The sequence below is a fragment of the Viridibacterium curvum genome, from assembly GCF_039544165.1.
Lineage (GTDB): Bacteria > Pseudomonadota > Gammaproteobacteria > Burkholderiales > Rhodocyclaceae > Viridibacterium > Viridibacterium curvum.
Genome location: NZ_BAABLD010000008.1, coordinates 1,032,027 through 1,046,389 on the forward strand (window position 1 = coordinate 1,032,027; position 14,363 = coordinate 1,046,389).

The following is a 14,363-nucleotide window of genomic DNA, read 5'->3' on the forward strand; positions in this document are numbered from 1 at the left end:
ATGCACGGGACTTTCAGACTTGAACTGCTGACAGAGCAGGCGACCGGGCGCGTCGATGGACCGCCGCTACTCTTCATTCATGGCGCCTTCAGCGGTGCCTGGCAGTGGGCGCCGAACTTCCTGCCCTTCTTCGCTAGCCGTGGCTGGTCAGTACATGCCCTGTCGCTGTCAGGCCATGGCAACAGCCGTGGGCACGCAGGCACGGATAACTTCTCGATCGACGATTACGTGCGTGATCTGCACGAAGCCATCGCACGCCTGCCGGCCGAGTCGGTACTCATCGGGCATTCGATGGGTGGCATGGTGGTACAGAAATACCTGGAAGAGGCTACGACCCCGGCAGCCGTGCTGATGGCAGCTGTGCCGCCGCAGGGTTTGTTACCAGCCACCTTCGGCATGGCCATGCAGCGCCCCAATGTACTGGTCGAACTCAATCGCCTCATGAGTGGTGGTGCCCCGCATCTGGCTACGGCGCGCGAGGCGTTGTTTCACCAGCCCATCAGTGACGAAGCGTTGATCGACTTCCTGCAGCATTGTCAGCCCGAGTCGCTGCGTGCGATCTGGGACATGAGCCTGTTCAACCTGCCGCGTCCGGCGCGCATGCATCGTCCGCCCATGCTGGTGATCGGCGCTGCCGAAGACCGCATTATTCCGGCTGGCGAGGTCGAGCGCACGGCAAGTACTTATGGCCTTGAAGCCCACATCTTTCCGGATATGGGGCACGCCATGATGCTGGAAGAAAACTGGCGCGGACCGGCCGAGCTCCTCGACCGCTGGCTGCGGGATACCCTGCTTACTTAGTCGACGCCGGGGCCGAGGCTGACGGTGCGGGGCCGGCGCGACAATCGCCGGGAACGGTACCGGGTTCTCGCTGACCTCGCGCACATTGCGTACGTAGTAGCCTGTGTCGCCAAAGCAGCTTGTCGGCACGCCCACATGCTGGTCGTAGCTCAGCGCGACGCGCTTGCCGACGAGGGCGTTGATCTGCTCGGCGACCTTGTCGTCGCGCACCGTGAAGCTGAAGATTTCAGCAGGCTGCCCCGGCAGGTTCACCATGGCGAGATCACCTTCCCAGGTCTTGCACAGCCAGCCCTTGCGCGAGAACTTCTGCACATAGCCTGCGCGTTCACCGTCCGAGTAACTCCAGCTCAGCACCAGCCAGACGTAGAGCAAGCTCAGCAGGATAAGCGCGACAAGCAGGATGAAGGCGACGCGGACGGACTTGCGAGCGACGGACTGCATGAGGTTTTCGGCCATGTTCGAAGACTCCGATGGATACGGGAACGCTGCGCAGTCTAGCGCGTTGCGGGGTCCGCCAGCATGACAGCCCCCGTCTCCGTCCCGGTACATCAGCCTTGCGGCAGGCCCCGCCGGTACTGCACGGCCTCGGCGACGTGTGCGCTGGCTATCACATCTGCGCCTGCAAGATCAGCAATGCTGCGCGCCACGCGCAGGGTGCGGTGATAGGCACGTGCAGACAAGCCCAGCTTGTCGATTGCCTGTCGCAGCAGGGCTTTGCCACGATCATCAGCGGGGCAGTGTGTGTCGATCTCGGCCGACTGCAGGTGCGCATTGAGCTTGCCTTGTCGCGCCATTTGCCGGGCTTGTGCGGAGATGACACGTTCGCGCACCAAGGCGGTCGACTCACCGACGGGGGCAGATTGCAGGGTGGCCGCATCGAGTGTGCCGACTTCCAGCGTCAGGTCGATGCGATCAAGAAGGGGGCCGGATAGCTTGCCGCGGTAACGCGCCACCTGATCGGGCGTGCAGCGGCAGACTTTCTGCGGCGGAATAGCGCCGAGTCGGCCACACGGGCAGGGATTCATCGCCGCCACAAGCTGGAAGCGGGCCGGGAAGTCGGCACTGCGCGCCGCACGCGATACGGTAATCTGCCCTGTCTCCAGCGGCTCGCGCAGGGCTTCGAGCACGCGGCGTTCGAACTCTGGCAGCTCGTCGAGAAACAACACGCCGTGGTGGGCGAGCGAGATCTCGCCAGGTTTTGGATTCATGCCACCACCCACCAAGGCGGCAGCACTCGAGGAGTGATGCGGGCTTCTGAATGGGCGTTGCCGCCAGCGCGTGGGGTCAAAAGGGCCTTCCAGGGATTGCAGGGCTGCGGACTCCAATGCTTCCTCCTCGGACAAGGGCGGCAGGAGACCCGGAAGGCGACTCGCCAGCATGGACTTGCCCGTGCCGGGTGGGCCGTAGAAGAGCAAAGAATGCAGACCGGCGGCGGCGACTTCGAGCATGCGCCGCGCCTGTTGTTGGCCGCGCACGTCGGCAAGATCAGGATAGCTGGGCTGCAGGTGCAGGCTCGTTGTTTCGTGGGCCGTCAGCTCGGCATGGCCGTTGAAGTGCGCCACAACTTCGAGCAGGGTGCGCGCCGGGAGGACGCGCACGCCCTTCACCAATGCCGCTTCGGTGGCATTGTCGGCAGGCAGGATCAGGCTGCGGCCCGAGCGTGCGGCGCGCCAGGCCATCGCCAGTGCGCCGCGCACTGGACGTAGTTCGCCACTGAGCGAGAGCTCGCCGGCCATCTCGTATTCCGCGAGCTGGCCCCCTCGCATCTGGTCGCTGGCAGCAAGGATGCCCAGCGCGATGGGCAGGTCGAAGCGGCCGCTCTCCTTGGGCAGGTCGGCCGGCGCGAGGTTGACAGTGATCCGTCGATTCGGGAATTCGAACTGGCAGGTTGCCAAGGCAGCACGTACGCGGTCACGTGCTTCCTTGACTTCGGTATCAGGCAGGCCGACCAGCGAGATGCCGGGCAGGCCGTTGCCAAGGTGGACTTCGACCGTGACTTCGGGCGCGTCCATGCCGGCGAGCGCGCGGCTGGTGATCAGTGCGAGGGACATGCGGCCGAGTGTAGCGACCGCCTTCCGGCGACTCGCGGGGGATGCCCGTCAGGGCTTGCGCGCTTCCAGTTCGGCGACGCGGGCTTCCAGCGCAGCGAGTCGCTCGCTGGCGCGCTGCAACAGACTGCGTTGCACCTCGAATTCTTCACGCGAGACCAGATCCATGCGGCTAGCCATGCTGCCGAACAGCGCGCGGGCATTGCGCTCGATGTCACGAGCCGGACTGTGGGCGAGAAGTTCGGAGAGCTGCTTGCCGAAGTCCTGCAGCAGTTGCGTATTGATCATGGGGCTTCCTTTTCTGTTTCGGCGGATATCAGGCCATTGCCGGAAGGGTGCCAGCGGGCATCGCCATGCGAAAAGTTTAGCGCACAGGGCGGGTGCAACAACGGGCAATCCCGCCCCGTTCTTACGCACCAGATTTGTGCGCCAAAAGCGTGCAGGACTTTTTCGTGTTGCACCAGAGAGGCGCCTCGAATCGCAAACCATTGAATTAAAGGTTGATTTGTCTGTGGGCTGATGGTTGGCACGAATCCCGCTAGACACCCCTGCCTTTTTCCTGATCCCTTTTAGAGGAGTAATCAAATGCGTTTTTCCCGTCTCGCTGCAACCCTGATCGCTACGGCTGCTTCGCTGCCCGCACTGGCTGAAGATGCGCCGTCGCCGGTCACCGGCAACATGACCATCGTGTCCGACTACCGCTTCCGCGGTCTGTCGCAGACCTACGGCGGTCCTGCAGTGCAAGGTGGTGTGGATTACGCCGGCCCCGCCGGTCTTTACCTCGGCACCTGGCTGTCGAACGTCAGCGGCAACCAGTACCTGAACGGTTCCGGTCTGGAAATGGACATCTACGGCGGCTGGAAGAAGAGCTTCGGTGACTTCACCCTCGACCTCGGCACGCTGTTCTACTACTACCCGAACGCGCACTACAACAACAGCGCTTACACCAAGTTCGACAATCACGAGCTGTATGTGGGCACCTCCTACAAGTGGGTGACCTTCAAGATGTCCTACACGCTGACGAACTTCTTCGGCACCAACAAGGACACCTACGGCGGTGCTTGCCAGAAGACCGATCCGGGCTATGGCAAGGTCGCAGCTGAGTGCTTTGGCTCTGATCCGGGCAAGTCGACGGGTTCGACCTACTGGGATCTGACGGCCAACATTCCTGTCACCGAGAAGATCACCATCAACACCCACGTGGGTCGCCAGATCGTCCGCAACTACGGCTTCCTGAACTACAGCGACTACAAGCTGGGTGCGACCTATGACCTGAGTGGCTGGGCCATCGGTGGCGCCGTCATCGGCACCAACGCCGAAAAGGGCTGGTACTACGCTTGTGACACCAGCTCGCCCTCGACCCGTTGCCGCAAGATCGGTGAGCCGACCTTCGTCGTCTCGGTCGGCAAGACGTTCTGATTTTCAATCCAGTGGGGCGGCTGTCGTGGCCGCCTCCTTCACAGGAGCTGCCATGAAATTCGTAACAGCCATCATCAAGCCCTTCAAGCTGGACGAAGTGCGTGAAGCACTTTCGGCCATCGGTGTTCAGGGCGTCACGGTCACTGAAGTCAAGGGCTTCGGTCGTCAGAAGGGTCACACCGAGCTTTACCGTGGTGCAGAGTACGTCGTCGACTTTCTGCCCAAGGTGAAGATCGAAGTGGCCATTGCCGACGACCTGCTCGACCAGGTCATCGAAGCCATCGAGAAAGCGGCCAATACCGGCAAGATCGGTGACGGCAAGATTTTTGTCTTCGACCTGCAGCAAGCCATCCGCATCCGCACCGGCGAAACCGGTGGTGACGCACTCTGATCAATAAGAGAGACGAGAACATGAAAAACTTTTTTGCGATTGTGCTGACGGCCCTGGCTGTCACGCTGTCCGGCGGGGTTTCCGCCCAGGACGCAAGCGCCCCTGCCGCCGCTGCGGCTGAAGCCTCTGCGCCGGCCGCCGCCGCGACCGCAGCACCTGCCGCTGCCGAAGCTTCGGCCCCGGCTGCTGCCGCACCCGCTCCGGTTGCCAGCAAGCCTGACAATGCCTGGCTGATTGTTGCCACGGCCTTCGTCATCCTGATGTCCATCCCCGGTCTGGCCCTGTTCTACGGTGGTCTGGTCCGTACCAAGAACGCCTTGTCCGTGCTGATGCAGGTCTTCGTGATCTTCTCGCTGATCTCGGTGCTGTGGGTCGTCTATGGCTACTCGCTGGCCTTTGGCGGCGCAGGCAACTACTTCGGTGACTTCGGCAAGCTCTTCCTGTCCGGCGTGACGCCCGATTCGGCGGCGGCAACCTGGAGCAAGGGCGTGTTTGTGTCCGAGATGATCTACGTGGCCTTCCAGGGCGCGTTTGCGGCCATCACGGTCGGCCTGATCATCGGCGCCTTCGCCGAGCGCATCAAGTTCTCGGCCCTGCTGATCTTCGCAATCATCTGGTTCACCTTCAGCTACATCCCGATGGCCCACATGGTCTGGTTCTGGGCGGGTCCTGATGCCTACACCGATGCTGCAGCCGCAACGGCGGCGGGTGCAACGGCTGGTCTGATGTTCCAGTGGGGCGCGCTCGACTTCGCCGGCGGCACCGTGGTGCACATCAACGCCGCTGTGGCAGGTCTGGTGGGTGCTTTCGTGATCGGCAAGCGCATCGGCTTCGGCAAGGAATCGATGGCCCCGCACAGCCTGACGCTGACCATGATCGGCGCCTCCCTGCTGTGGTTCGGCTGGTTCGGTTTCAACGCAGGTTCCGCTCTGGAAGCCAACGGCATCGCCGCGCTGGCCTTCCTGAACACCTGGGTTGCCACCGCTGCCGCCACCATGAGCTGGCTGCTGGCAGAGTGGATGCTCAAGGGCAAGCCCTCGATGCTGGGTGCCGCTTCGGGCGCCGTTGCGGGTCTGGTTGCCATCACCCCGGCTTGCGGCTACGTCGGCGTGGTGGGTGCCATCATCATCGGCCTGCTGGCGGGTGTGGCTTGCCTGTGGGGCGTCAATGGCCTCAAGCGCATGCTGGGTGCTGACGATGCGCTCGACGTGTTCGGTGTGCACGGCGTGGGCGGCATCCTCGGTGCCATCCTGACCGGTGTGTTCGCAGCCCCCTCGCTGGGTGGCGTGGGCATCTGGGACTACGTGGCCAACGCTGCTTCGCCTGAGTACTCGATCGCTGGCCAGGTCTGGATCCAGCTCAAGGCCGTGCTGCTGACCATCGTCTGGTCGGGTGTGGTGTCCATCGTGGCCTACAAGCTGGTCGACATGTTCATCGGCCTGCGTGTGCCGGAAGACGAAGAGCGCGAAGGTCTGGACATCTCCAGCCACGGCGAATCGGCTTACCACTACTGATGTGATCAGGGTTCGCGCAAGCGGATTCTTTCAGGGCGCCCCTCGGGGCGCCCTTTTTCATGGGCCTCGTCAGCACGTTGCGCGCAAGGCGATAATCGGGAATCCATTCCCGTACCTGCTGCCATGCCCGCCCCTGACGACGACTACCTCGAACGCATCCTCAACGCCCGCGTCTATGAAGCAGCGACCGAGACGCCGCTGGATGCCGCGACCAACCTGTCGCGCCGCATGGGGCACCAGATCTGGCTCAAGCGGGAAGACCTGCAGCCGGTGTTCTCGTTCAAGCTGCGAGGCGCCTACAACAAGATGGCGCAGCTATCCGCAGAGCAGCTCGGGCGTGGCGTGATCTGCGCCTCTGCGGGCAACCACGCGCAGGGCGTGGCGCTGTCGGCCCAGAAGCTGGGCTGCCGCGCCGTCATCGTGATGCCGACCACCACGCCGGCGATCAAGGTTGATGCCGTGCGCACACGTGGCGCTGAGGTGGTCCTGCATGGCGAAAGCTACGACATGGCCTATGCCCATGCACGCGAGCTGGAAGCAGCGCAGGGCCTGACTTTCGTCCATCCGTTCGACGACCCCGACGTCATAGCCGGCCAGGGCACGATAGGCATGGAGATTCTTCGGCAACATCCGAGGCAGCTTGACGCCGTATTCTGCTGCGTGGGTGGTGGCGGTTTGCTCGCGGGCGTAGCGGCTTACATCAAGCGTCTGCGGCCCCAGACCTTGCTGATCGGCGTGGAGGCAGATGATGCCGACGCGATGGCGCAATCGCTGGCGGCCGGGCAGCGCATTGCACTGTCCCAGGTAGGGCTGTTTGCCGATGGCGCGGCGGTCAAGCTCGTGGGTGAGGAAACCTTTCGCCTGTGCCAGAAATACGTCGATGCCATCATCCGCGTCGACAACGATGCCATCTGTGCCGCCATCAAGGATGTCTTCGAAGACACGCGCTCCATTCTTGAACCGGCTGGCGCCTTGGCGCTGGCGGGGGCCAAGGTCTGGCTCGCGCAGCAAACTGCGGCGCGCAGCGTGGTGGCCGTTGCGAGCGGCGCCAACATGAATTTCGATCGTCTGCGCTTTGTGGCCGAGCGTGCCGAGCTGGGCGAGCAGCGTGAAGCCGTGCTTGCCGTCACCATTCCCGAACAGCCCGGCAGCTTCAAGGCCTTCTGCGCACAGCTTGGCGGACGCAACGTCACGGAATTCAACTACCGCTACAACGACGTCTCGCAGGCCCACATCTTCGTGGGTGTGGCGATAGCGCATCGTGGTGAGGCCACGCAGCTGGTCGATGCACTTGCGGCACATGGCTTGCCTGCGTTGGACCTCACTGACGACGAGATGGCCAAGTCGCACATCCGCTACATGGTGGGTGGGCGCACGCCACTGGCGCGTGACGAGCGGATCTACCGCTTCATCTTTCCCGAGCGCCCCGGCGCCTTGCTGGGCTTTCTCGACAAACTGCGTTCAGACTGGAATATCAGCCTGTTCCATTACCGCAACCACGGCGCCGATTTTGGTCGCGTCCTGATCGGCTTGCAGGTGCCGCCCGATGATGCGCCGGCCTTCGAGGCCTTTCTGCAGCATGTGGGCTATGAATGCGTGGAGGAGACGAACAACCCGGCTTACAGGCTGTTTCTTGGGTGAGGCGGGTGGGCAACCGGGCAGGGCTGCCCGGTTGCGAGCACATCAGGTTGGAAATCCGCCAACGCGCACGGTGCTCAACATGTCGTGCACCTCGCTGGTCATGACTGCGAGGTATCCGATCAGTGCGATGTACAGCGCACCATATTCCAGTCGTTTGGCTAGCGGTACTTCGAAGTAGTGCTGGATTTCGTGACGCGTTTTCCAGGCGTCCCATAGCTGCGGAGCGGCGAGCAGGGTCATGATGAACAAGGCTGGACTGGGGCGCCAGAGCAGCAAAGCGATCAGGACGGGAACTCCGACAAACCAGATCCGGCGCGAGATGGCTGCGGTGATGCGGCCGCCATCAAACAGAGGAACTGGCAGAAGATTGAGCAAGTTCAGGAAGAAGCCCGAATAGGCGACCGCAAGTAACAAGGGACTGTGCTGGTCCCTGGCGAAGAAGTAGCAGATCAGCGCGGCCAGCGTGCCCGCCAAAGGGCCTGCGATACCGACGTAGGCTTCCGTCTCTGCGTCGTGTGGCATGCGTTCCAGTTGCGTCCATGCTCCGATGAATGGGATGAAGGTTGGCAAGCCGGCTGGCAGGCCACGCTGGCGCGCCGCGATGAAGTGCCCCATTTCATGCAGGAACATCATCGCAACGAAACCGACCGCGTACCCCCAGCCGAAAATCCAGGCGTACAGGACCACAGATACGAGCATGCTGCCGCCGGTGGTGAGGAGCTTGCCGAGCTTGGCGCCATTGAGCAGCAGAAGCAGCAGCTTGATCATGTCCGCCTCAGGCCTCGTCGTTCCTGCCGAACAGCTTCTTCGCACCTGCGCCCAGTGCAACCACGCCAATCAGCACCAGTTTCCAGGCTTTGAGCATGAAGGCGCCGATGACCGCCAGTAGCCCCAGCTTCTTGGCGGCAATACCGCCGACGAGGGCGGCGAGGCCGTACTCGGCGACCTTGTCGGTGTCAGCGTTGAAGTCTTCGTAGCGTTTGCCCTCGTTGAAGTTCACGGCGGCCAGCAGCTCGCGCGCCAGCGGCTTTTGCGCTTCGATCTCTTTCAGGCCGGTGACGAGATTCAGGGTCAAGTAGCCTTCGCGGCCGAGCACATAGGTGTTGTAGTTGATGCCTTGTTCGCTGTCGGCCGGCGCGCCCTTGTTGCGCGACGAGATCGACCAGATCAGGCGGTGCGTGCCGGCGTCATAGCCGGGTTTCTCTACCCAGCCTATGATGTCCATCTCGGGCAGGCCGCGTGCAGCGCGATCCTTGTTGCCTTCGGCCGTGCCTTCGCGAATGTTGCTCAGCAATTCGTCCGCGTTCCAGGTCTTGGCGTCTTCGTCCTTGATGTAACCGGACTTCTCGAAGTCCACGGTCACGAAACCCTCGATCTTGTCGCCGACGATGACACCGATGAAACGCGCGTCTGTGTGATTGCCCATGGCACTCATCCAGCGTGCGGCCTCGGCCTTGGGGACGAATGCGTAACCGGCCGGCAGCTTGAGTTTCGCCTGATCGGTCAGGGGAATCTCCACCGGGCCCGGCTGCAGGGCTGTGCGTACAGCCGCGACAGCGCTTTCCATCTCCTGTTGTTGTTTGTCTTGTCCTGCCCCGTCTTGCGCGAAAGCCGGGCCGGTGAACGCCAGCAGGGTGGCGAAAGCGGCACCGATAACTGATTTCCTGGCTGTCTTCATGGATTCCCCGATCTGAGTGGATTGATGGCCGAAAAGGTCGGCCGGGTCTGGCTCCTGCCCCCGCAGGATGCGCGTACGTGTCCGGAGAACGTACGGCAGACAAGGCATTCGCGGCTTGGCCGGATTTGAGCTGGATCAAGCTTTGCGATTGCCTGAGGCGAGAGCATAGCGTCTTTCATCATGAAGGCTGGCTATGACCGCCGCGATCCCCGTGCTCACACACACACTCCCCAATCTGATTTTGCGTGGCCGTCCACTCCTGCCCGTCGTGCAAGGCGGCATGGGCGTTGGCGTCTCTGCTCACCGCCTTGCCGGCACCGTCGCTTCGCTGGGTGGGCTTGGCACCATTGCCAGTGTCGATCTGCGTCGCTTGCATGCCGATCTCATGGCACGTACCGAGGGTGCGACGCGCGAGCTCATCGAAGCGGCCAACCTCGAAGCGCTGGATCGCGAGGTCAAAGCTGCGCTGGAGCTGGCGCGCGGCGCGGGTGCTGTGGCTGTGAATGTCATGCGTGCCGTCAGTCAGTACGCCGACTATGTGCGCCAGGCCTGCCGTTCCGGCGCCAACGCCATTGTCATGGGCGCCGGCTTGCCGCTGGATTTGCCGGAGCTCGTGTCTGAGTTCAAGGAGGTGGCCCTGATCCCCATCCTGTCCGATGCGCGAGGCCTGTCGCTGGTGGTCAAACGCTGGATGCGCAAGGGGCGCCTGCCCGATGCCGTGGTGCTGGAGCATCCGGGCTGGGCGGGCGGTCACCTTGGCGCGGCAAATGTGGGCGACACCGCCAACCAGCGTTTCGATATGGAAACCGTGCTGCCCGAGTGCGTGCAGGCGCTTGAACAGCTTGGGCTGAAACCGGGCGAGATCCCCCTCATCGCAGCGGGTGGCGTGAACTCGCATGAACGCATCCGCGAGCTGATGGCGCTGGGTGCTTCGGCCGTGCAGGTCGGCACTGCCTTTGCCGTGACCGAAGAGGGCGATGCCGACATCGAGTTCAAGCATGTGCTGGCCAATGCGAAGCCCGAAGACATCGTCGAATTCATGAGTGTGGCGGGCCTGCCGGCGCGTGCCGTCAACACGCCATGGTTGTCGCGTTACCTGCAGCGTGAGACCAAACTGCAGGCAGCTGCCGAACGTACAGCCGATGCGGAACGGAATTGCTCGCAGCGCTGGGATTGCCTGATCCAGTGCGGCCTGCGTGATCGCCTGCCCAAGGCCGGCCAGTTCTGCATCGACAAGCACCTTGCCGCAGCCTGCCACGGTGACGTGAAGAATGGCCTGTTCTTCCGCGGCAAGGGCATGCTGCCCTTTGGCAACGAGATCCGCCCGGTGCGTGACGTGCTGGAATTCCTGTTGCGTGCGCCGCAGGCCTTGGGTTCGCCGTTGACCAAGGCTGCCCGGCCGGCCTGAGTTGCCGCCGCAAATTCGCGGCCCAAACAACAACGGCGCCTGCGGGCGCCGTTGTTGTTTTGGTTCCTGCCTAGTGCTCGAAGGGATCGTCCCGATCCAGCGCATCGCGCTGGCGGTCGACGAACTCTTGCGTCGAGTCGATGCCGCGCAGTTGCAGGATGGTGTTGCGCACGGCCGCTTCGAGCAGCACGGCGAGGTTGCGACCTGCCGCCACGGGCAGGATGATGCGGCGTACGCCAACCCCCAGCACGTCCTGTTCCTCATCGTCGAGCGTGAGGCGCAGCGGTTCGTCCTGCACGTTGCGCTTCTGCAGGTGCACGATGAGACGCAAGCGCATCTTGCGACGACAGGCCGTTTCGCCAAAGATCGTGCGGATGTTGAGGATGCCCAGTCCGCGCACTTCGAGAAAGTCCTTGAGCATCTCGGGACACTTGCCCTCGAGTACGCCCGAGGCGATGCGCGAGATCTCGACCACGTCGTCGGCAACGAGACCGTGGCCGCGCGAGATGAGTTCGAGCGCGAGTTCGGATTTGCCTGCACCCGAGTCGCCGGTGATGAGCACACCGAGGCCCAGCACGTCCATGAACACGCCGTGCAGCGAGACGCGCTCGGCGAGACGACGCGACAGGAAGGACCGCAGCACTTCGATGACGCGCGCTGATTCGAGCGGCGAGGCGAGTACGGGAACGCCAACATCTTCGCAGTTGCGGCGGATGATGTCGGGCACCTCGCAGTCGTCGGCGACGATGATTGCAGGGGGTGGTGCGGCGAGGATGGCGAGCAGGTGGTGCTCCAGCTTGTCCTTGGCCTGACGGCGCGCCCATTCGAACTCGGTCTGGCCGATGACCTGCAGGCGCGTGGGGTGGATCAGGTTGAGGTGGCCGACGAGGTCGGCTGCCCACACGCGGTCATCGTGAACGGTGATATGGGTGTCGAGCCGGCCTGCGACATGGCGCAGGCGCAGCGCGGCCCGGTTGGCTTCAAACAGCTGGGCGACGCTGGTTCGCCGCATTGGCGTCCCACTCGGCAAAGAGGCTGTGCAGCGCGCGCGCGTCGGCGGATTCCGTCAGCGCATCGCGGAATTCGCGATCACTGAACATCGTGGCGAGCTCGGACAGCAGCTGCAGATGCGCCTCGTTGGCCTGCTCGGGCACGAGCATGATGAAGATGAGACCGACGGGCTTGGCATCCGGGGCATCGAAGTTGATCGCTTCGGCCATGCGCATGAAGGCGCCCAGCGGCGACTTGAGGCCCTTGATGCGGCCGTGCGGAATAGCGACGCCTTGCCCAAGCCCGGTGGAGCAGAGCTTCTCACGCTGGGCCAGCGCATCGGTCACCAGCTTGCTGGATACACCGGCCTGGCGTTCAAACATGACGCCGGCAGACTCGAACACTGTCTGCTTGTCGCTGGCAGCAAAGTCGATGACAACGTTGGCAGCAGGCAGGATCTTGGAGATCAGGTTCATTGCAGGTAGTACGGACGCTTCGGCGCCTGGTATTCCGCGAGTTGGCGAGAGAGGGGGGAAAGTTTGCCTGATCGGACAGGCAGCGTCGAGATGAACGAGAGGTTTGTGCTGAAGCGGCCCTCTCCCTGTGCGGGAGAGAGCCGTCGCAGGGGCTCAGCCTTCTGCAGTTTGCTGGTGTTTGATGGCGTCGCGGGTATGGTCGGACGACTTTTCCTTGTGCTTGACGACCTGGCGATCGAGTTTGTCGATCATGGCGTCAATGGCGGCGTAAAGGTCTTCGTTGCTGCTTTCCACGAAGATGTCCTTGCCGCGGACATGAACCGTAACTTCGGCCTTCTGCTTGAGCTTTTCGACAGACAGGATGACATGCGTCGCAGTCACATGGTCGAAGTGACGGATTACCCTGTCTAGCTTGCCTGTGACGTATTCGCGGATGGCGGGCGTCACATCGAGGTGGTGGCCGGTGATATTCAGGTTCATAAGCGAACTCCTAGATCGTTTTGCGCTGACTGACCGGCGGAATATTGAGTGACTCGCGGTACTTCGCGATGGTTCTGCGAGCCACCACGATACCCTGCTGGCCCAACATCTCGGCAATCTTTGCGTCCGACAGCGGTTTTTTGCCGTCTTCCCCTGCGACCATCTGGCGAATCAGCGCGCGAATCGCCGTGGCGGAGCAGGCACCGCCCGTGTCCGTAGACACGTGACTGCCGAAGAAATACTTCAGTTCATAAATCCCACGCGTCGAGGCCAGGTACTTCTGTGTGGTGACCCGCGACACCGTGGACTCGTGCAGTTCCAGCTCTTCGGCAATTTCCCGCAGGGTCAGGGGCCGCATGGCCACTTCACCGTGGTCGAAGAACTGGCGCTGTCTTTCAACGATAGCCTGCGACACGCGCAGGATCGTGTCAAATCTTTGCTGGACGTTCTTTATCAGCCATTTTGCCTCTTGCAGTTGCGTGGACAGCGAGCCGCTGATGCCACGGTTCTGATGAAGGATATCGGCATAGACCCGGTGAATCCTGAGCTTGGGCATGGCCTCGGGGTTCAGGTTAGCCGTCCAGGCGCCACGGTACTTGCGCACGATCACATCCGGCACGATGTAACGCGCTTCCAGCGGCGCAAACTGGGCACCCGGATGCGGGTTGAGGCTGCAGATGAGTTCGTGTGCGGCACGCAGGCCGTCGTCATCGCAGCCCAGGCGGCGGCGGATCTTGACGAAATCACGTGCGGCGAGCTGTTCGAGACAGTGCTCGACGATGCCCATGGCCAGATCGCGCGTGGGGCTCTTGTCGCGTGCCTTCAGTTGCAGCAACAGGCATTCCTGCAGGCTGCGGGCGCCGATTCCCACGGGGTCGAAGTGCTGCACATGGCGCAAAGCCGTGACCAGCTCTTCGAGCTCGACTTCCCATTCTTCGGGGATCAGGGGGAGGAGCTCTTCAAGCTCCTGCGCCAGCATGCCGTCGTCTTCGAGCGCTTCAATGATGAGGCGGATCAAGGCGCGGTCGCGGTCCGAGAAGGGCATCAGCGCGAGCTGCTGCTCAAGGTGGTCGCGCAGGCTGGTGCTTGCGGCCTGGAACTCCTGGAAATCGCTGTCGTCGTCGCTGTCGTTGCTGCCACTGCCGCTGCCCGTGGCTTCGGCACGCCATTCGGCAGCCTCGCCGATGTCGTCGTCCGACACCGAGTCGTAGGCCTCGGTAATGGTGTCGGGCATTTCGACGGTGGTTTGCGGCTCGAAGTCCTCTTCGCCATTGGCGTGGCGGTCGGACAGTTCACTGGCTGCTGTCGCAGCCTCTGCCGTGGGCACGTCCTGCATCGGTGCGACATCTTCGCCCTCCTCGGCGCCATCGCGTTCGAGCAGAGGGTTTTCGAGCAGCATGCGCTCGATTTCGGTATTGAGCTCCAGGGTGGACAGCTGCAGCAGTTTGATGGACTGCTGGAGTTGAGGCGTAAGCGCTAGCTGTTGGGAGAGACGTAACTGGAGCGAGGGCTTCATG

The 14,363-nt window shown here is 62.8% G+C and carries 15 protein-coding genes; 7 read left to right on the forward strand and 8 right to left on the reverse strand.

Features of this window, described 5'->3' with window-relative positions:
• Both ABEA02_RS12580 and ABEA02_RS12585 read left to right on the forward strand, forming a co-directional pair.
• Window positions 1-801: an alpha/beta hydrolase gene (locus ABEA02_RS12580; protein WP_345533325.1), complete on the forward strand. Its 801-nt coding sequence runs from the start codon at window positions 1-3 to the stop codon at window positions 799-801.
• Between the two features lie 135 nt (window positions 802-936).
• Entirely contained in the window at window positions 937-1,299 is a 363-nt protein-coding gene (locus ABEA02_RS12585; protein WP_345533326.1) for a hypothetical protein, read from the forward strand.
• A 50-nt stretch (window positions 1,300-1,349) separates the two neighbouring features.
• On the opposite strand, the gene ABEA02_RS12590 is transcribed toward ABEA02_RS12585, so the two are convergent.
• Both ABEA02_RS12590 and ABEA02_RS12595 read right to left on the reverse strand, forming a co-directional pair.
• Complete coding sequence (locus tag ABEA02_RS12590; RefSeq protein ID WP_345533327.1) at window positions 1,350-2,852, reverse strand: YifB family Mg chelatase-like AAA ATPase; 1,503 nt, start codon at window positions 2,850-2,852, stop codon at window positions 1,350-1,352.
• Window positions 2,853-2,900: 48 nt separating this feature from the next.
• Entirely contained in the window at window positions 2,901-3,137 is a 237-nt protein-coding gene (locus ABEA02_RS12595) for an accessory factor UbiK family protein (RefSeq protein ID WP_345533328.1), read from the reverse strand.
• Window positions 3,138-3,434: 297 nt separating this feature from the next.
• Here ABEA02_RS12595 and ABEA02_RS12600 point away from each other — a divergent pair, with 297 nt between their 5' ends.
• The 4 genes from ABEA02_RS12600 to ilvA all read left to right on the forward strand — a co-directional run bounded on the left by ABEA02_RS12600 (window position 3,435) and on the right by ilvA (window position 7,814).
• Window positions 3,435-4,268, forward strand: coding sequence for a TorF family putative porin (locus ABEA02_RS12600; protein WP_345533329.1), 834 nt, complete (start codon window positions 3,435-3,437; stop codon window positions 4,266-4,268).
• Window positions 4,269-4,320: 52 nt separating this feature from the next.
• Complete coding sequence (gene glnK, locus ABEA02_RS12605; protein ID WP_345533330.1) at window positions 4,321-4,659, forward strand: P-II family nitrogen regulator; 339 nt, start codon at window positions 4,321-4,323, stop codon at window positions 4,657-4,659.
• Window positions 4,660-4,679: 20 nt separating this feature from the next.
• Window positions 4,680-6,173, forward strand: a complete 1,494-nt coding sequence (locus ABEA02_RS12610) for an ammonium transporter (RefSeq protein ID WP_345533331.1) — start codon at window positions 4,680-4,682, stop codon at window positions 6,171-6,173.
• Between the two features lie 123 nt (window positions 6,174-6,296).
• A complete protein-coding gene (gene ilvA / locus ABEA02_RS12615) occupies window positions 6,297-7,814 on the forward strand; it encodes a threonine ammonia-lyase, biosynthetic (RefSeq protein WP_345533332.1) in 1,518 nt (505 codons plus the stop codon).
• 42 nt (window positions 7,815-7,856) lie between these two features.
• Here the strand turns inward: ilvA and ABEA02_RS12620 are convergent, their stop codons facing one another.
• Together ABEA02_RS12620 and ABEA02_RS12625 are read right to left on the reverse strand one after the other, a co-directional pair.
• Window positions 7,857-8,582, reverse strand: a complete 726-nt coding sequence (locus ABEA02_RS12620) for a site-2 protease family protein (RefSeq protein WP_345533333.1) — start codon at window positions 8,580-8,582, stop codon at window positions 7,857-7,859.
• Between the two features lie 7 nt (window positions 8,583-8,589).
• Window positions 8,590-9,492, reverse strand: coding sequence for a DUF2167 domain-containing protein (locus tag ABEA02_RS12625; protein ID WP_345533334.1), 903 nt, complete (start codon window positions 9,490-9,492; stop codon window positions 8,590-8,592).
• A gap of 193 nt (window positions 9,493-9,685) precedes the next feature.
• On the opposite strand from ABEA02_RS12625, the gene ABEA02_RS12630 reads away from it, so the two are divergent.
• Complete coding sequence (locus tag ABEA02_RS12630) at window positions 9,686-10,900, forward strand: NAD(P)H-dependent flavin oxidoreductase (protein WP_345533335.1); 1,215 nt, start codon at window positions 9,686-9,688, stop codon at window positions 10,898-10,900.
• Between the two features lie 70 nt (window positions 10,901-10,970).
• Here ABEA02_RS12630 and hprK read toward each other — a convergent pair whose 3' ends face one another.
• The 4 genes from hprK to ABEA02_RS12650 form a co-directional block, all read right to left on the reverse strand.
• Window positions 10,971-11,912 (reverse strand): HPr(Ser) kinase/phosphatase, encoded by a 942-nt coding sequence (gene hprK / locus ABEA02_RS12635; RefSeq protein WP_345533336.1) that lies wholly within the window; start codon window positions 11,910-11,912, stop codon window positions 10,971-10,973.
• A complete protein-coding gene (locus ABEA02_RS12640; RefSeq protein ID WP_345533337.1) occupies window positions 11,881-12,366 on the reverse strand; it encodes a PTS sugar transporter subunit IIA in 486 nt (161 codons plus the stop codon). Before ABEA02_RS12640 ends, hprK begins: the two co-directional genes overlap by 32 nt.
• A 153-nt stretch (window positions 12,367-12,519) precedes the next feature.
• Window positions 12,520-12,846 carry a ribosome hibernation-promoting factor, HPF/YfiA family gene (gene hpf, locus ABEA02_RS12645; protein ID WP_345533338.1) on the reverse strand — a complete coding sequence of 109 codons (327 nt, stop codon included), beginning with the start codon at window positions 12,844-12,846 and terminating at the stop codon, window positions 12,520-12,522.
• 10 nt (window positions 12,847-12,856) lie between these two features.
• The gene (locus tag ABEA02_RS12650; protein ID WP_345533340.1) at window positions 12,857-14,362 is read right to left on the reverse strand and encodes an RNA polymerase factor sigma-54; all 1,506 of its coding nucleotides are present in this window, start codon (window positions 14,360-14,362) and stop codon (window positions 12,857-12,859) included.
• Between the last annotated feature and the right edge of the window lies 1 nt (window position 14,363).

Excerpts from the sequence above, each read along its gene's own strand:
- ABEA02_RS12580 (WP_345533325.1), top strand. The coding sequence starts at position 1 with ATGCACGGGACTTTCAGACTTGAACTGCTGACAGAGCAGGCGACCGGG.
- ABEA02_RS12585 (WP_345533326.1), top strand. The coding sequence starts at position 937 with ATGCTGGTCGTAGCTCAGCGCGACGCGCTTGCCGACGAGGGCGTTGAT.
- ABEA02_RS12590 (WP_345533327.1), bottom strand. The coding sequence starts at position 2,852 with ATGTCCCTCGCACTGATCACCAGCCGCGCGCTCGCCGGCATGGACGCG.
- ABEA02_RS12595 (WP_345533328.1), bottom strand. The coding sequence starts at position 3,137 with ATGATCAATACGCAACTGCTGCAGGACTTCGGCAAGCAGCTCTCCGAA.
- ABEA02_RS12600 (WP_345533329.1), top strand. The coding sequence starts at position 3,435 with ATGCGTTTTTCCCGTCTCGCTGCAACCCTGATCGCTACGGCTGCTTCG.
- glnK (WP_345533330.1), top strand. The coding sequence starts at position 4,321 with ATGAAATTCGTAACAGCCATCATCAAGCCCTTCAAGCTGGACGAAGTG.
- ABEA02_RS12610 (WP_345533331.1), top strand. The coding sequence starts at position 4,680 with ATGAAAAACTTTTTTGCGATTGTGCTGACGGCCCTGGCTGTCACGCTG.
- ilvA (WP_345533332.1), top strand. The coding sequence starts at position 6,297 with ATGCCCGCCCCTGACGACGACTACCTCGAACGCATCCTCAACGCCCGC.
- ABEA02_RS12620 (WP_345533333.1), bottom strand. The coding sequence starts at position 8,582 with ATGATCAAGCTGCTGCTTCTGCTGCTCAATGGCGCCAAGCTCGGCAAG.
- ABEA02_RS12625 (WP_345533334.1), bottom strand. The coding sequence starts at position 9,492 with ATGAAGACAGCCAGGAAATCAGTTATCGGTGCCGCTTTCGCCACCCTG.
- ABEA02_RS12630 (WP_345533335.1), top strand. The coding sequence starts at position 9,686 with ATGACCGCCGCGATCCCCGTGCTCACACACACACTCCCCAATCTGATT.
- hprK (WP_345533336.1), bottom strand. The coding sequence starts at position 11,912 with ATGCGGCGAACCAGCGTCGCCCAGCTGTTTGAAGCCAACCGGGCCGCG.
- ABEA02_RS12640 (WP_345533337.1), bottom strand. The coding sequence starts at position 12,366 with ATGAACCTGATCTCCAAGATCCTGCCTGCTGCCAACGTTGTCATCGAC.
- hpf (WP_345533338.1), bottom strand. The coding sequence starts at position 12,846 with ATGAACCTGAATATCACCGGCCACCACCTCGATGTGACGCCCGCCATC.
- ABEA02_RS12650 (WP_345533340.1), bottom strand. The coding sequence starts at position 14,362 with ATGAAGCCCTCGCTCCAGTTACGTCTCTCCCAACAGCTAGCGCTTACG.